Annotated in this window: 19 protein-coding genes; 8 read left to right on the forward strand and 11 right to left on the reverse strand. The window is 36.4% G+C overall.

Translation table 11 applies throughout. The features are described from left to right. Positions 1–22: 22 nt before the first annotated feature. From E0W68_RS05840 to E0W68_RS05855, 4 genes are all read right to left on the reverse strand, one after another. Positions 23–328 carry a DUF6787 family protein gene (locus tag E0W68_RS05840; RefSeq protein ID WP_135218473.1) on the reverse strand — a complete coding sequence of 102 codons (306 nt, stop codon included), beginning with the start codon at positions 326–328 and terminating at the stop codon, positions 23–25. Between the two features lie 30 nt (positions 329–358). Continuing rightward, complete coding sequence (locus tag E0W68_RS05845; protein WP_135218474.1) at positions 359–802, reverse strand: DUF6146 family protein; 444 nt, start codon at positions 800–802, stop codon at positions 359–361. A gap of 86 nt (positions 803–888) precedes the next feature. Next, entirely contained in the window at positions 889–1,134 is a 246-nt protein-coding gene (locus tag E0W68_RS05850) for a hypothetical protein (protein WP_135218475.1), read from the reverse strand. Between the two features lie 276 nt (positions 1,135–1,410). Continuing rightward, entirely contained in the window at positions 1,411–1,605 is a 195-nt protein-coding gene (locus tag E0W68_RS05855) for a hypothetical protein (protein ID WP_135218476.1), read from the reverse strand. A 104-nt stretch (positions 1,606–1,709) separates the two neighbouring features. On the opposite strand from E0W68_RS05855, the gene E0W68_RS05860 reads away from it, so the two are divergent. After that, complete coding sequence (locus E0W68_RS05860; protein ID WP_135218477.1) at positions 1,710–2,084, forward strand: helix-turn-helix domain-containing protein; 375 nt, start codon at positions 1,710–1,712, stop codon at positions 2,082–2,084. 258 nt (positions 2,085–2,342) lie between these two features. Continuing rightward, entirely contained in the window at positions 2,343–2,588 is a 246-nt protein-coding gene (locus tag E0W68_RS13830) for a hypothetical protein (RefSeq protein WP_162845806.1), read from the forward strand. Between the two features lie 37 nt (positions 2,589–2,625). On the opposite strand, the gene E0W68_RS05865 is transcribed toward E0W68_RS13830, so the two are convergent. The 5 genes from E0W68_RS05865 to E0W68_RS05885 all read right to left on the reverse strand — a co-directional run bounded on the left by E0W68_RS05865 (position 2,626) and on the right by E0W68_RS05885 (position 6,660). Beyond that, on the reverse strand, positions 2,626–3,654 hold the full coding sequence (locus tag E0W68_RS05865) for a M28 family metallopeptidase (protein WP_135218478.1): 1,029 nt from the start codon (positions 3,652–3,654) through the stop codon (positions 2,626–2,628). A gap of 11 nt (positions 3,655–3,665) precedes the next feature. Continuing rightward, positions 3,666–4,622 carry a DUF3667 domain-containing protein gene (locus tag E0W68_RS05870; protein WP_135218479.1) on the reverse strand — a complete coding sequence of 319 codons (957 nt, stop codon included), beginning with the start codon at positions 4,620–4,622 and terminating at the stop codon, positions 3,666–3,668. A gap of 107 nt (positions 4,623–4,729) precedes the next feature. Continuing rightward, positions 4,730–5,218 (reverse strand): hypothetical protein, encoded by a 489-nt coding sequence (locus tag E0W68_RS05875; protein WP_135218480.1) that lies wholly within the window; start codon positions 5,216–5,218, stop codon positions 4,730–4,732. Between the two features lie 28 nt (positions 5,219–5,246). Then, positions 5,247–6,020, reverse strand: a complete 774-nt coding sequence (locus tag E0W68_RS05880; RefSeq protein ID WP_205435318.1) for a dienelactone hydrolase family protein — start codon at positions 6,018–6,020, stop codon at positions 5,247–5,249. A gap of 91 nt (positions 6,021–6,111) precedes the next feature. Further along, positions 6,112–6,660, reverse strand: coding sequence for a type 1 glutamine amidotransferase domain-containing protein (locus E0W68_RS05885; RefSeq protein ID WP_135218481.1), 549 nt, complete (start codon positions 6,658–6,660; stop codon positions 6,112–6,114). A 362-nt stretch (positions 6,661–7,022) separates the two neighbouring features. Here E0W68_RS05885 and E0W68_RS05890 point away from each other — a divergent pair, with 362 nt between their 5' ends. Then, on the forward strand, positions 7,023–7,508 hold the full coding sequence (locus E0W68_RS05890; protein ID WP_225990291.1) for a DUF421 domain-containing protein: 486 nt from the start codon (positions 7,023–7,025) through the stop codon (positions 7,506–7,508). A 66-nt stretch (positions 7,509–7,574) separates the two neighbouring features. Here E0W68_RS05890 and E0W68_RS05895 read toward each other — a convergent pair whose 3' ends face one another. Further along, the gene (locus E0W68_RS05895) at positions 7,575–8,729 is read right to left on the reverse strand and encodes a hypothetical protein (protein WP_135218482.1); all 1,155 of its coding nucleotides are present in this window, start codon (positions 8,727–8,729) and stop codon (positions 7,575–7,577) included. A 141-nt stretch (positions 8,730–8,870) separates the two neighbouring features. Between E0W68_RS05895 and E0W68_RS05900 the strand changes: the two genes are divergently transcribed. The 3 genes from E0W68_RS05900 to E0W68_RS05910 all read left to right on the forward strand — a co-directional run bounded on the left by E0W68_RS05900 (position 8,871) and on the right by E0W68_RS05910 (position 12,356). Then, on the forward strand, positions 8,871–9,365 hold the full coding sequence (locus E0W68_RS05900) for a GNAT family N-acetyltransferase (RefSeq protein ID WP_135218483.1): 495 nt from the start codon (positions 8,871–8,873) through the stop codon (positions 9,363–9,365). Between the two features lie 27 nt (positions 9,366–9,392). Then, the gene (gene nudK, locus E0W68_RS05905; protein WP_135218484.1) at positions 9,393–9,983 is read left to right on the forward strand and encodes a GDP-mannose pyrophosphatase NudK; all 591 of its coding nucleotides are present in this window, start codon (positions 9,393–9,395) and stop codon (positions 9,981–9,983) included. 66 nt (positions 9,984–10,049) lie between these two features. Next, positions 10,050–12,356 (forward strand): acyl-CoA dehydrogenase family protein, encoded by a 2,307-nt coding sequence (locus E0W68_RS05910; protein WP_135218485.1) that lies wholly within the window; start codon positions 10,050–10,052, stop codon positions 12,354–12,356. A gap of 215 nt (positions 12,357–12,571) precedes the next feature. On the opposite strand, the gene E0W68_RS05915 is transcribed toward E0W68_RS05910, so the two are convergent. After that, on the reverse strand, positions 12,572–14,128 hold the full coding sequence (locus tag E0W68_RS05915) for a DEAD/DEAH box helicase (protein WP_135218486.1): 1,557 nt from the start codon (positions 14,126–14,128) through the stop codon (positions 12,572–12,574). 193 nt (positions 14,129–14,321) lie between these two features. On the opposite strand from E0W68_RS05915, the gene aroC reads away from it, so the two are divergent. Both aroC and E0W68_RS05925 read left to right on the forward strand, forming a co-directional pair. Beyond that, the gene (aroC, locus tag E0W68_RS05920) at positions 14,322–15,386 is read left to right on the forward strand and encodes a chorismate synthase (RefSeq protein ID WP_135218487.1); all 1,065 of its coding nucleotides are present in this window, start codon (positions 14,322–14,324) and stop codon (positions 15,384–15,386) included. Positions 15,387–15,538: 152 nt separating this feature from the next. Further along, the gene (locus E0W68_RS05925; protein WP_135218488.1) at positions 15,539–16,471 is read left to right on the forward strand and encodes a T9SS type A sorting domain-containing protein; all 933 of its coding nucleotides are present in this window, start codon (positions 15,539–15,541) and stop codon (positions 16,469–16,471) included. Positions 16,472–16,519 lie beyond the last annotated feature (48 nt).

Below are 16,519 nucleotides of genomic sequence, written 5' to 3' on the forward strand. Positions count from 1 at the left end.
AGCCCTGCCAAGCGGGGCTTTTTTATTTTTTGAAGAGAAAGCCGAGCCCTACCATTTTCAGCATTCGTTTTTCGAAAGTCCAAAAGAAACGGAACTGCCCCGAAATAAAGCCAAAAAATACAAGTAATACCTGATATATAGGGAAGATGAGTATTAAATACAGCGGGATGTAAAAGTATAGTGGCAGGGTTTCTTTAGTAACGCCCATCCATGTTAGTACGGGTTTAGACAAATAGGCGGATGTTGACCCTGTAACAGCAAACACTATAAAGATTACTACAAGCTGAAAATTGCTTGTTATGCCCCAACGTTTTTTTAATTTTTCCATAATAAAAGCCTGACGGCAAATATACCTGTTTTAATATTGCGGTACAACACCTCCCAGCTTTTGCCCGTTGGTTTGCTGAAAATATACAAGGTAATTGTAAAGTAGGAAGTTTACTTCGTAGCCATAATCAATTTGCGGTCTGTAGTCTATTTGCATTAAGTAAAGATTCCCATATTGCTGCGGATTCATAGCTCTTGTATTCCATTGGGCAACCCATTGCTGGTTTTTTACTTCCAGATATGCCTGGCTGTAATACCCTCTTTGGCGTGCCCTTGTTGCCAGCCATCCTGTAAAGCCCGGATCTATTATTATAACTTCATATTCCAATTCTTCATTGGCTATACGCACCGTGTCGCCTGCTATTGCTGCATTTTCAGATTTTACAATTTCCTTTGTATTATCGGGTTTACTTTGCGATTTGCAGCTAAAAATGAGCAGTGAGGCGATTGCTGTTATGTATAAATATTTTTTCATGCTTCCGTATTTTGTATAAAGTTAAAAAAAAGAAGCCTTTTCTTTAAAGAAAAGGCTTCTTAAAATAGCATCTTTTTTACGGTCTATTAAGCTTGCGCATCAATAGCTTTTTGGGTTTTATTGGCTATATCGTCACCTTTTTGTGCTACTTCATCAAACTTGTTTTTAGCGGATTCTTTTATGTTTTTAAAACGATCCTTAAGACTATGGGTTAAATCATCTACTTTTTCCGACAGTCCGTCAAGATGTCCCTTTCTTTTTAACAGTATTCCTACTATTGCTAAGGCTGCAACTCCGGCTGCAACGCCTACTATTACTTTTGTATTGCTCATAATGTTATTTGTTTAGATTATTAATAAAATGGGTTTGTGTAAACAGTTATTTTTTTATCACATTACTAAGTTAGCTATTGTGATAAGCTTACTGTATTAAGGTTATCTTAAAGTTTGTAAACACAAGTTTTATTTAACTTTTTGTTAGAGACTATTCTAAAAATAACAACCCATATGTTAAATTTTGCTCATAAAAAATAAAGCCCCGATATAAATCGAAGCCTTATCAATCCATCCAACTTATATTAAAAAACGATTTTGTATCCCTATAGGTATTTATTTTTTAGAAAATGGACTATTAGAATATTTCTTATTATATATAACCTGATCAATCGTAGATAAAGAAAGGTTATTAAACTCAGTACTGATAATTTTTTTAGCATCATTGCTTTTCATTTTTAGTTGTTTTAGTTGATGATAGCGCTCTAAAATTTTTTTGTTTCTCTCTTTTAATAAATCACTTACTGTCATAAATTATATTTTTGCAATAAATTTCTTTATATTTATAAAGATAAAGCTACGAAATTAAATTGTTAAAACAATTATTTATATACAAATATATTATTAATTTTGAGATGAAAAACTATATTGGATTAAATATCAAATATTTGTGCGAAAATAATTTTTTGTCACAAGACGAATTTGGCGCTAAGTTTGGGCTTAAAAAGAGCGTTGTAGGTACTTATATCAGGGGAATTTCGTACCCTAAAATAGAAATAATACAAAAAATATGCGATGAATTTAACCTTACTATTGACGAATTTATAAACGAAGATTTGTATATAAAATATAAAGGATATACAGGTGCAGGGGGTAACCCTGTTAAGGTAAACGAACCTGAAACCCCTGTATATGGAGCGGAAAAAGATGCTTTGCTGAAAACCATTGAAGCGCAACAGCAAACTATTGCAGCCATGAAAATTACTATTGATACCTTAAAACATAAATAAAAGCAGTAGAAAGCCCCGTATAATAGATACTTTAATAGCTTTTCCGTAAATTTAGCATATCAATGTCTAATAAAAAAACAGTTATTAACCGTTTTTATACTTAAATTTTTTTTACATTTGTTAAGTATGACTATGAGTGTGAAGTTACATTGCGAGGTAACTATGTAATAATAGGTGTGTATTTTAAAATAACAATTTTTAAACCTCCCCCTTTTGCTATAAAAAATGCTTATTGTTAACTAACAAAAGTAAAAGGCTATGAAACTATTTTCGCTACTATTATCCATATCAGTTTTTTTTGTATCACTCTATTTCTTTTTAGAAGGGGTTTCTGATATATATACTTTTAATGATGTAATTTATATATCGTTGCTCATAGTACTGATGATAATATGTATAACAGGAATAATAATTAACTGGGATTTTTTCCCGAAGAAAAAAAAAAACAAAATGATACTGTTTGTATCTAATAACTTCTCCAAAAAAGTAAAAAAACTCCGATAATTCGGAGTTTTTTTTGATATATTTTTAATAAGTATTACTATTTACCGTCTTTATCTACCACCGGGCGGTTTTCACGATTGGCAAGTTCCCAAGCCGTAACAAAAGCAAGTTGCGCACGTTTTGCCAAAATATCATACTCAATCTTGTCCGGTGTATCTGTAGGTTTATGATAATCAGCATGGACACCGTTAAAATAAAAAATAATAGGAATACCTTTTTTTGCAAAATTATAATGATCTGACCTGAAGTAAAACTGATTAGGGTCGTTCCTGTCGTTATACGTATAATCAAGCTCCAGGTTAGTATATTTCTTGTTCGCAGTTTCATTTATAGTATGCAAATCGGTACTTAACCTGTCCGAGCCAATAATATATACATAATTGCCATTAGCAGTATGCTCGTTATCCCTGCGTCCAATCATATCAATATTAAGATCGGCAATAGTGTTTTCTATCGGGAATAAAGGATTTTCGCTATAATAGCGCGAGCCGTGCAGCCCGTGTTCTTCGCCCGTAACGTGCAGGAAAAGTATAGAGCGTTTAGGAGCGTAACCGTCTTTTTTGGCAGCCATAAAAGCCTGTGCAATTTCTAACAGTGCCACGGTACCCGACCCGTCATCATCAGCGCCATTATATACCTGCCCGTTTTTCATGCCCACGTGGTCATAGTGTGCCGATATTACCAATATTTCATCAGGTTTTTCCGTACCCTTTATAAATGCCCAAATATTTTCAGAATCATTCAGCTTTGGGCTGAAAGGTCTTGCCATAAATTCCGAAGGTACTGTTTGATAAAAGCTATCCGCCCCTGTAGGGAAGGATATATCATTTGCTTCATACTGGCTTATTAAGTATTTACCGGCTTTTTTTTGTCCCGGAGTGCCTGTGTCACGCCCTTCCATTTCATCTGAGGCTACAATATATAAGTGTTTTTTCAGGTCGGCAGCAGTAATCGTGTTCATGTATTTGTTAACATTGGCTCTTGAGTAATCATTTTGCTTAGCTTGTTGCGCACTACCGCAAGCGAGTACAAATAATGACAGAGGGAAAAGGAGCAATTTTTTCATTGACGTTATTTTTAATGAAGATGCAATATAGTATAGAACATTGTGATAACTAATAAAATTAGTATAAATATTGAATTAATCAAGAACAATATTATCGATTTTAACCTCGATACCAGTCGGGATTCGCCATACATTCTTCTGTGCGAACGGAAAAAATAAAAAACAGCATATAAAAACGTTATAAAAATCAGTATGATATATGTGGAATAATAGGTATCAGACCCCACTCCCATAAGCCCCACAACGGTAGCAATTAATGAAGCGGTTAAAAATGAAAGCAGCAGAAACGAAAAATAATGAAGTGTGTAAATACCATGATCGAAAAAATACCATCGTTTTTTGCCATGAAACAGCCACAGCCAAAAAGCAAATATCGGCATATAGATAAAGAGTACTTTGGGTAAATTGTGAATGAAAGATTCGGCAAAATCCTCATAGTCAACTTCGTTATTAACAAACATTGCTACTGCTTTTATTACACTATATTCAATCCAGTGCATTCGCTGCGCCACAGGACCGGTTTGTATAGAGTCTAATTCTTCAACAGAGTTTATTTCTTCACCATTAGGTAATTCTATAGCTTTTTTAATTTCATTAGTATCCTCAATATTAGCTTCGGTATGTTGTGCATCATGCACAGGAGTTTCTTCAACACCGGGTAGCACAGCTATAATAAAAAACGTAATAAAACTGACAAAAATATAAAGTTTTACAGGAGCTACATAGGTTTGCCGTTTGCCCGACAGGTAAGCCTTTGTAAGTTTTGCAGGATTAAACAGCAGGTACTTTATGGTTTTCCAAAAAGCGCTGTCATAATGTACAAGATCTTCAATAAAATGGGTAATCAAGTGCCCAAAAGATTGCCGGGTTTCGGTATTTTTCTGTCCGCAGTTAGAACAGTAAGCAATTTCTACGATATGCCCGCAATTTTCGCAGGTTTTATCTTCGCGTAAATAATGTTTTCCCATACAGGCAAGGCTTGACGATTTGATTATAAAAATAGCGATTTAATTCAAATAAAAAAGCCGGAGATAAACTCCGGCATATTTTTTTTGATAGTAATAAAATTTATTTCCTAATCTTTTTTCAGTTGCCTTTTAAACTCGACAGGAAGCCCAAATTTTTCAGGGTTTTCCCTTCTAACGCTCATCAATACATCCGACGATATGGGAGCACCGTGTTTACTTATGGCTATCTTCAGAAAATCATAATATCCCTGGTTTTCTTCAATAGATTTTTTCTGTAATAGCTTTATGATGTCCCATTCAAATTCGGCTTCTGTAAAACTTTTAAAATCGGTTTGCTCTATATTATCTTTCACCCAGTTTATATAATCATCAGGATGTATAAGTACCGTCTTATCCTTTTTATTCATTTTTTGAAAAAATGATTTCATAAGTTTCGAACTTTCTTGATAAGAATCCGTATCCAGCATTTTTATATATAGTGCTTTTAGTTGCTCATAATCGGCTACATAGGCACTATCCTTTACAGTTTCCTGACTAAAAGAGTTTTGGGTTATAATACATACAAGCAGGGTAACAAGGAAAGAAATAATTTTCATGGTTGTTTAGTTGAATTGTTATACAAGATTATTCATTAAAAGTTTCTTCCAAAAACAATAAAAAGTGTTCCCAGCTCCTCCTGTTGGCTACATCGTTATAAGCAGCTCCTTTACTGTTATCGGTACCGGCTTCTTCCTCTGTAAAGGCATGCACGGCATTGCTGTAATATATCATTTGCCAGTCGGCATTACCGTCGCGCATTTCTTTCTGAAAAGCTTCTATATCCTTTTGCGAAACATAAGGGTCATCTGCGCCATTCAGTATTAAAACTTTCGATTTTATTTTCTTGTTTTCACGCGCAGGGTTTTTACCCAGCCCGCCATGAAAAGATACTACTCCTTTTACCGCCATTTGTGCCCTTACCGCCTCAAGAGCACCCGTACCGCCAAAACAATAGCCTATTACCACAATATTTTCGGCACTTGCGCCATATTTTATAAGCTCGCCCATAGCAAGGCTTATCCTTTTTTGATATTGTTCCGGGTTATTTTTATAATATCCTGCACGTTCGCCCGCTTCCTGAGTATTTTTTGGATAGTTGCCTTCGCCGTATATATCGGCTATAAAGGCATAATAGCCCAAATCGGCAAGCTGTTGTGCCACCCTTTTGGAGTGGTCGTTTATACCTTTCCATGCAGGGAGTATCAGCACGCCCGGTGTTTCGGGTGTTTGTTTTTCGGGAGCAATGGCATAACCGTTAAGTTTCTGATTGCCGTCTTTATAGCTCACAGCTTTTAGCTGCGCGTTGGTTTGTAATGCCATAGTTAAAAGTGTGATGCAGAATAATGATTTGAATTTCATGATATTGATTTTAAATGCTAAATATAACCAAGAAAGCTTTTATACACAATGTATAAAAGCTTTACTGTGAGTTAAAAAATGATAAATTTAACTATGCTTGTTGCAACTCGTGTTTACCCTCTTTTATTTCTTCTATCATTTTACTGTTAAAAGCATCCAGGTCTTCCGGGCTTCGGCTGGTAACAAATCCGTTATCTACCACCACTTCTTTATCTACCCATTTTGCTCCTGCATTTTCAAGGTCTTTTCTGATCGAGAAGAAAGAGGTGAGTTCTCTGCCTTCTACAACTTCGGCATCAATTAATATTTGAGGTCCGTGACATATCGCCGCTACAGGTTTTTTCTGTTCAAAAAAACTTTTTACAAAGCTTACAGCTTTTTTATCTCTTCTCAAAAGGTCGGGGTTAATTACACCTCCGGGAATTACAAGGGCATGATAATCAGAAGCCGAAACTTCGTCCAAGGTTTTATCTACAGTATAAAGTTTACCCCAGTCTTTTTCTGCCCACGATTTGATGCTGCCGCCCTCCGGGCTTACTATATGTGCTGTCCAGCCCTGTTTTTCGATTGCTTCTTTTGGCGATTTTAATTCGCTTTCTTCAAACCCGTGTGTTGCTAAAATTGCTACTCTTTTGCTCATAATATTCAAGTTTTTTATAGTTAGTAATTATTTTATGCTATCAAAATTACCCATTACAAACCCCAATATGTTATAATGCTGTACTAAAGTTGTGCTAATGTTTGTTAAGTATGTATGGGTTTGCAGTACTTTTAGTATAACAAATTTTAAAATGATGGATGAAATTTTTGAATGGAAGCGATTGCTGTTTAACAACTTGCCTGTATCATTTTTATTTGAGGTTATTTTCAGGACATTTATTATGTTCACTACAGTATTGCTTACCCTTAAGTTTGCTGGTAAAAGAGGTGTAAAACAACTTTCGGTATTCGAGGTAGTAATTATAATCTCTTTAGGTTCTGCCGCAGGCGACCCAATGTTTTATGAAAAATGTCGGCATTATACCTGCTATAACTGTTTTTGTGGCGGTACTTGCTTTTTACAGGCTGGTAACGTGGCTGCTGGGAAAAAGCAAACGATTTGAAAACTTTATAGAGGGGAAAGTACAAATCATTATAGAAGAAGGGAAATTTTCTTTACAAAATTTTGAAAAGGAAGACTTGGCACAAGATGAGTTTTTTGCTGAGTTACGCCTCAAATCTGTAGATCATTTAGGACAGGTAAGTAATGCTTATATTGAAACCAGCGGCGATATAAGTGTTTTTTTTTATGAAGATGCCGATGTTAAATATGGTTTACCTATCCGACCGCAGTTATTTGATTTAAAAAACAAAAACATACCCAAATCAGGTATATATGCTTGTACCTTTTGTGCTAATGTGCAGCATTTAGAGCCTACAAATGCTAAATGTAGCGTTTGTAACAGAGAGGAATGGCTGGAAGCCATAAACAGTAAGCGTGTAGTATAACGTAAAGAATATTCAAAAAAGAAAGCACTGCAATAGCGGTGCTTTTTTTTTTTGAATATATAATTATTAACCTCTTGTTCTTGAACTTGATGGAGTATTTGTTCTTGTTGGTGAAGATGATGGCCTACTGCTATTTTGAGACGGGCTACTGCTTCTTGTGCTTGAACCTGAACTCGACCTTGTTGTACTTGCAGGTGTGCTTGTACGGGTAGGAGCAGAGCTGGTTCTTGCAGGAGAGGAGCTTCTTGTACTTTGTCCGGACTCCCTTGATAAATTACTATCTCTTGAAGTTGAATTTGATCTTGATAATGAAGATGAATTTCGCGAATTAGTATCAGTATTTCTTACACTGCTTCTGTTTATATTAGTGTTTCTTACAGTGTTGCTGGTTGCAGGACGCGAATTTGATCTTGACGAATTACTATAGGAGCTTGAACCTCTTGAAGAACTACTGGTATTCCTTCCGCCCGTGCGGTATGTATTTCTGTTTTGTTCCAGTGCATACCTGTTGTTTAAATTAGTTCTGCTGGTAAAAGAGTTGTTGGGGTGCTGTCTTTCGTAAGCATTTGCTCTCCTTGAGTTGTGCAGAGCAACGGCTCGGCTGCTGTTTCGGGTATTTACATAGGTATAGGTATTTCGTGTGTTAATGTGTACATGTATATTATTTCTGTATCGATACACCGGGTACGGATTCCAATAACTGTAATAAGTAGGGTAGTAACCCCAATACCAAGGTGAGTAGTAAGGGCGGTAACTGCTTACCCAAAACACATCAAATATAAAAGGTCGTGATACATATACAGGCTCATAAATATAATTAGGACCGTACATATATACATCGCCCACTACCTGTACCTGTACATTGTTATACCTGTCTCTCTCTACCTCAATAGTAGCTACATCCTGAAAGGTATTTATGCCTAAAACAGACTGTAAGATAATAAGGTGTGTGTTATTTTCGGCTACTTCAATAACCCTCAAATAATCTACTCTGTTATCATTATTAAGGTCAAGGTTAGATATTTGTATATTCGGGTCGTTAAGCCTTCTTTCAAAGTCTTCCAAATCTCTCGATTCACCAAAGATAGAAGCTACAGCTCTTAAATCGAGATTGTCGCTAATATCATAACTGTTTGCCGTCACAGTAGTAACATTCTGTGCAAAAATTTGATTTACTAACAGTAAAGCAAATAAGGCAATATAGTTTATTCTCGTTCTCATAATCGTGTAATTTTAATGCCCTGTGTCAAGTTTTTGTTGTTTGATATGTAATATTCAATTACTGTGCCAGTATTTTTTTATTATCTTTATCCTCGCTTGTAATACTAATAAATACAAGGGTTTTCAGCCAAAAACAAGAATATGGAAATTGTTAAAGCCTCGTTAAAAGATGTTGCTCTTATAAACAAACTTGCCGGGCAGGTATGGGAGTCTACCTATCGCGATATACTCTCAGCAGCACAACTGGAGTATATGTTTAGCATGATGTACAGCCCAAAATCAATAACAGAACAACTTGAAATAAAAGGGCATCAGTATTTATTAATTAAAGATGAAACTTATTATTGCGGTTTTGCATCCTATGAAATTAATTATAAACCGGGCGTGACCAAAATACATAAGTTGTATGTGTTGCCACAAACCCAGGGTAAAGGTGTGGGTAGCCTGTTGCTCGGAGCTATAGAACGCGAAGCTCGAAATAACGGTAATAGTATAATAACGCTAAATGTAAACCGTTTTAATGTTGCTTTCCATTTCTATAATAAAAAAGGATTTATAAAAACAGGAACAGAAGATATTGATATAGGTAGCGGCTACCTGATGGAAGATTATATAATGGAAAAAGAAATACGCTAACCATAACCTCTTATACAATTAAAAAACATGCAGGACGCTAAGGGTAATGTGAAAATAATTTCGACAGAATTATTATCAGACAACTGGGGAAAACTCAATAAAGTAAAATACGAATATCGCCTTAAAGACGGCTCTGTACAAGTGCAGGAGCGCGAAGTGTATGACCGAGGAAACGGTGCCGTAATTTTGCTTTATAACAAAGAAAAACAAACGGTAGTACTAACCCGACAACTGCGCATACCCACATGGTTTAACGGTAATACCAACGGGCTTATGATTGAAGCCTGTGCAGGAATGCTGGACGACAAACACCCGGAGGAGCGCATAAAAATAGAAGTAGAGGAAGAAACCGGTTATACCCTTGCCGAAGTAAAAAAGATAATGGAAGTATATATGTCGCCCGGCTCGGTTACAGAGATACTATACTTTTTTGTGGCAGCCTATTCCGATACCATGAAAACAGGCGAAGGAGGCGGATCGGAACATGAACAGGAAAATATAGAAGTATTGGAAATGCCCTTTAAAGAAGCTATGGCAATGATAGAAAACGGCGAGATTAAGGATGCCAAAACTATAATGCTGTTGCAATATGCCGTGATTAATAATTTACTCGGATAAACGATATTAACTTTTTTTTAAATCCTAACTGTAAGGAATTGCTTATTTTTAAAATAAAAATAAACAATGTCTATTACATTTATAAACAATCCTAAACTAAGCATACTGTTACCTGTATTTTATGTAGTTTGGGAAGATGATATACTTACTAAACAAGAGTTTAAAACCTTAGATAGTTTTATCAACAATCAAAAATGGCTTACCAAAGCCGAAAAAGATTTTCTTAAATCAAAAATTGATGCACAATCCCCACCCGTGCGCTCGGAGTTATTCCGATGGAGAGAAACAATAGATAAAGCGGTACAGGAAACTCCCAAACCTGTAAACTTAACAGCGTTAGGCATACTGATAGCTAATGCCGAACGGACAGCTTTTACGATTGAGGATATTGAAAAAATTACCCCTGTTTTTACCAGGCTGGAAGCCGATCTTGGTATAATGAGCCGCGAAGTAATCTCAGGATTCCAAAAAAATCGCGATACTATTACCCACAACCATAAAACCATAGAGAGTTTTAATATCGCTAAAATGACTGCATTTTTGGATGGGCATCAGGCTGGTATTATAAATGAGGTTAAACAAATTATCAGCAGTCCCGAATTTGCTTTTGGAGACACTTCTGATATAATGGCTTTCAGGGAAAAAGTGTTGCAATGGTCTCAAATACTTGCAAACAAAGGTTTAGGGGCGTATGCTTACCCAAAAGCACAAGGCGGTAAGGATGATGTAGAGAGCTATTTTACCATTATGGAAACGCTTAGTTATCATGATCTTAGCCTTGTTATTAAATTTGGGGTACAGTTTGGGCTTTGGGGCATGAGCATACTCTCTCTGGGTACCGAAAAACATTATGAAAAATACCTGAAAGATATCGGCACGCTGCAATTGCCGGGATGCTTTGCCATGACCGAAACCCATCATGGGTCTAACGTAAAAGGTATAAATACAACAGCAACCTATAGTCATAAAGATAAAACCTTTACAATACATACCCCTGAAAAATATGACCGAAAAGAGTATATAGGAAATGCTGCAAACCATGGCGAAATGGCTACTGTATTCGCAAAACTTATTATAGATGGTAAGGATTATGGTGTAAATGCTTTTGTAGTACCCATACGCCAAAAAGATAAAACAATAGTAGAAGGTGTTACTATTGAAGATTGCGGGCACAAAATGGGGCTTAATGGTGTAGATAACGGTATTATATATTTTGATAACGTAGTTATCCCGAAAGAAGATATGCTTGACCGTTTTGCAAGTGTAAATGAGGATGGCGAGTTTGAAAGTCCTATACCCAGTGACAACCGCAGGTTTTTTACCATGTTGGGCACACTGGTTGGCGGACGAATCGGCATACCAAGATCTGCTTTGGCGGCTACTAAAACAGGCTTAACTATAGCTATTAAATACGGAGATAATCGCAGGCAGTTTGGTCCTAAAGGAGGGAATGAAGTACCCGTACTTAATTACAGAATGCACCAGCTAAGGCTTATACCCCATCTTGCCAAATCGTATGCATTACATTTCGGGTTGCAATACCTTACCCAGCGTTTTATAAACCGTTTGCCCGAAGAAATGCAGGAAATAGAGGCATTGGCAGCCGGTATGAAGGCTTACGTAACCTGGAATACGCGCGATGCCTTGCAGGAATGCCGCGAAGCCTGTGGAGGTAAAGGCTATATATCTGAAAATAGAATAGATGCCCTTAAAAATGATACGGAGATATATACCACCTTTGAAGGTGATAATACTGTATTGATGCAGTTGGTTTCAAAAAATCGGTTGGGAGAGTTCAGGAAAGAGTTTGGAGAAATGAATCTGGGCACTATTTTTAATTATGTACTGGAACAGGCAAAAACTACTATTACCGAAAAAAATCCTTTTGCTACCCGTAATACTGACGAAGGACATTTAAAAGACAGAAATTTCCATTTGCATGCTTTTCAATACAGGGAAAAAGAATTAGTAAGTTCTGCCGCACGTCGGTTTAAGAAATTAATAGATGATGGTTTAGATACTTTTGATGCTGCAAATGTAATGCACCCACATATGTTAAATCTTGCAGAAGCTTATTTAGAGCGCGTGTTTTTAGAACAGTTCATAATTCAGATAGATGCCTGCGACGATGAACCTTTGAAAGAAGTATTAACAAGGCTTTATAATCTTTTTGCACTACATACATTAGAAAAAAACAAAGCCTGGTATTTAGAACAAAATTATATGGAAGGTGTTAAAACAAAAGCCATCCGAAAGGCTGTAAGCCAGCTATGTTGGGAAATCAGGCAGGATGCAGTACCTTTAGTTGACGCTTTTAACATTCCTGAAAACTGTTTAGCCCCAATCGTGACATCCAGAAGAGCAGAAGCATAGCCTTTAGTATTGTTGTAATACAACACTCGATATTATCTAAATCTGAAAGCAGAATCAAAAAATCTGACTTTGCCGACTTTGTGCTGCAATGCGTAAAAGGGTTTTGTAACTAATAATAATTTTGATGCACTGATACAAAAAAAGCGTGATGAATCTTAAAGGGGGAAGGCACGCGATATTCGGAATGGTAAGACCTCCGAAAAAAATAACAACGATTAGTTAGAGCTTTTTAATGCAGAATTCTTTCCCTCTTCAGAATAATGGTCATAGTATAACTTACCTATTATTAAATTCAGGCGGTGCTTATAATCATCCATAAGCCACTGCCTGTAGTTTTTAGTGGTTTTTGCCAGTAGCTTTGCATACTGTTTTACACGATATTCTATATCATACTCCAGCTCTTTAGCCAGTTTTCTGGCTTCGGGAATACTTTCTGTATTTTCAATACACATTATTGCATGTTGGCGTATCGATTTTTCTATTACCGTTTTTGGCTTTAGTTTTCTGTCGGTTACCATAATAGTATATTGTTCTTCTATATCGAAATCAATATTTGGCGTGTTTTTAAACTTATTTCGCAGTTCATCAGGCATTACATATACATGATGGCTCTCTATATCAGAATCAGTGCGTATATTCTCTAAAAATTGTTCAGGATGTTTAAAAATATAATGCCAGTCCACAGGATCGCTCCATAGCCCGAAACGCTGTGCATTATTACCTAAATCAATAACTGTAAAGGTATCTTTGTTGGGCAGTTTTCGCGATCCGCGCCCTATCATCTGGAAGTACAGGGTTAATGAGCGCGTTGCCCTGTTTAGTATTATGGTCTCTACCGTAGGCTCATCAAAACCGGTAGTTAATATAGATACAGATGTAACAATGGCATCGGGAGTGTTTTTAAACCATGTCAGTATTTTTTTTCGTTCGTCTTCAGGAGTTTTATTATCCAAGTGCTTTATAGTATAGCCTGCTGCCTTAAACGTCTCATATACATACAATGAGGTATTGATACCGTTATTGAATATCAATGTTTTTTTTCCCTTAGCCCTGTTTTCATAGGATTGCAGTAATAAATCCTGCATGATGGAGCGCGAGTATAGCTCATCTGAAGAGCTTACGGTATAATCTCCGTTAATGCCCAGCTTTAGCGATGTTAGCTCAACATCATAGCCATACATTATGGCTTTGGCAAGATATCCTTTTTTGATTAATGCCTGTATGGGTTCGCCCACAATAAGCTCATTGTAGGTTTCATACATAGGCAAATCAATATTAGAGCTTAAAGGTGTTGCGGTAACTCCGAGAAAAAAAGAATCTTTAAAATAAGAAAATAACTTACGGAAAGAATTATAATGTGCTTCATCTACAATAACAAGCCCTACATAATCCATACGAAACTTTTTGTCTTTCAAACGGTTATTCAGTGTTTCCACCATAGCTACATAACATGAGTAATCGTCATGGTCGGGCAGGTCTTTAATATTACTGTCTATTACCTTATTTTTCACACCAAAGCCTTTCAGCATTTGCGATGTTTGCTTACTAAGTTCTATACGGTGCGTAAGTACCAGTACTTTTCGCTTATATTTTTCTATATATCGTCGGGCTATTTCAGAGAATATAACTGTCTTGCCTCCACCGGTGGGTAGCTGGTACAACAGGTGATAGTTATCAGGGCGCCCCTCAAACTTTTCAAAAATGGCATCTATGTCTTCCTTTTGGTAGTGGTACAGCTCTTTCCTGTCCTCGGTGTTGTCTTCTATATGCATAAAGAGATGTGATAATTTCCAAAAATATGTATTTAGATAGATATTTTTGTTTATAAAATCATAATTCTTGGATAAAACTTCGATTTTCTTCAGATGTTAATGGGTTTGCTAATATAATTAGCAATGTTTGCACCTTGTTTTATAAATACCTTATTAACGTATACCTTTGTGTAACTTCAAAAAAATAAATTTCATGGCAGGTAATACATTTGGCAATCTATTTAAAGTTACAACATTTGGCGAATCGCACGGAACGGCTATGGGCGGTATTATTGATGGTTGCCCGGCAGGTATTACCATTGATATGGAAGCAGTGCAAAAAGAACTGGACAGGCGTAAGCCCGGACAGTCGGCTATTGTAACCCAGCGTAAAGAATCGGACAAAGTACAATTTCTTTCAGGACTGTTTGAGGGTAAAACCACCGGCACGCCAATAGGTTTTATCATACCGAATGAAAACCAGAAAAGCGCCGATTACTCGCATATAAAAGATGTTTACCGCCCTTCGCATGCCGATTATGTATATGAACAGAAGTATGGCATAAGAGATTACAGGGGGGGCGGACGAAGTTCGGCACGCGAAACAGTGAGCAGGGTAGTGGGCGGAGCTATAGCAAAGCAACTGTTACCACAAATTACAATAAATGCCTTTGTATCATCCGTTGGAGAAATTTTTATTGATAAACCCTATCAGGCATTAGATTTTGACTTGACAGAGAGTAATGCAGTGCGATGCCCTGATAAGGAAACTGCCGAAAAAATGGAAGCCTATATTAAGGAAGTAAAAAAACAAGGCGATACTGTTGGCGGTACTATTACCTGTATATTGCAAAATGTACCGATGGGGCTGGGCGAACCTGTTTTTGATAAACTACATGCCGAGTTGGGTAAAGCCATGCTTTCTATCAATGCCGTAAAAGGTTTTGAGTATGGCAGCGGGTTTTGTGGTGCTAAAATGAAGGGAAGTGAGCATAACGACCTGTTTAATGAAAACGGTACTACCAAAACTAATTTATCAGGAGGTATTCAAGGCGGTATAAGCAATGGTATGGATATTTACTTTAGAGTTGCTTTTAAACCGGTAGCCACCTTGATGCAAAGCCAGCAGACTATAAATAAAGATGGAAAAATAGTAGAAATGCAGGGCAGAGGCAGGCACGATGCCTGCGTTGTACCTAGGGCAGTACCTATAGTTGAAGCGATGGCAGCACTGGTAATTGCCGATTTTTACCTTATGGCACGCCTGAATAAACAATAAAAGAGCTGTTTTTTGCTGAATTTTGACCATAACGGTCGATAGTTTTTAATTAACGATAGTGTATATCATGCCGTCCGTCAATAATTAAAGTTATTGAAATGTAGTAGTTGTGTTTTTTTATAATATTGAAAAAACTATTTTAAACTATTACCATGAAGAAACATTTACTACTTGGAGTGACTTTATTGACCTCCATATTTTCATTAAATGCCCAAACAACCTCCTTCGAAACATCAGAAGGTTTTACATTAGGAGCTATTAGCGGTCAGAACAATTGGAGTTTGTATGGCGATACACCATCAGCCAATGCCATAATATCAGATGACTATTCGATTAATGGCGATTACTCTTTAAAATTAGTCAGCACTAATTCACAACCCGAAGAAGATTTATATGGAGTTTTTAGTCCACTATATACTATTGACGGTGCTACCTACGAAATAACACAGGATGTGTATGTTGACGGTCTTGATACGGCTAATGGGACTAACCTTTATTTATACAACTTTTATTATGATACTGCTTCCGAAGATTTAACAGCAGTTTCTTCGGTTATCTTTAATTATGATGGCGGTATATATGCAGTAAGCGGATATGATGATGCCGGAGATTATGAGTATGTAGAGTTGGGAACTTTTACAGCAGATACATGGTATAATGTAAGGACACGCTTTAATGAGTCGGGCACTATTGACTATTACATTAATGATGTTGCCATAACTACAATTAATGCTTATGAAGGCACAGTTGTAAATGTATTAGGTTTCCTTTATGATGATTGGGCAACCTCTTATAACATAGATAATGTTATTATAAGTACTACACTTGATGCTAATAATGTAATTTCTTCATCATTTTCAGTATATCCTAATCCGGCAGACGAAATTGTGAACATTAGTAGTCCTGATAACACTTTTATAAACGGTTATGAAATTATGGATTATAATGGACGTGTAGTTAAGTCAGAAAGTGTAAATAATGTAATTGATTTACAGGTTAATATAGCTAATCTTGCATCTGGTATTTACATAATGAGGGTATCTTCTGACAAAGGAAACCTTATAAAAAAGATAGTTAAGAATTAACTTTTTTTTATGATATCGTAAAAAATAGACCTATTAGGTCTGTTTTTT

This window comes from Flavobacterium salilacus subsp. salilacus (assembly GCF_004634195.1).
GTDB classification, from domain to species: domain Bacteria; phylum Bacteroidota; class Bacteroidia; order Flavobacteriales; family Flavobacteriaceae; genus Flavobacterium; species Flavobacterium salilacus.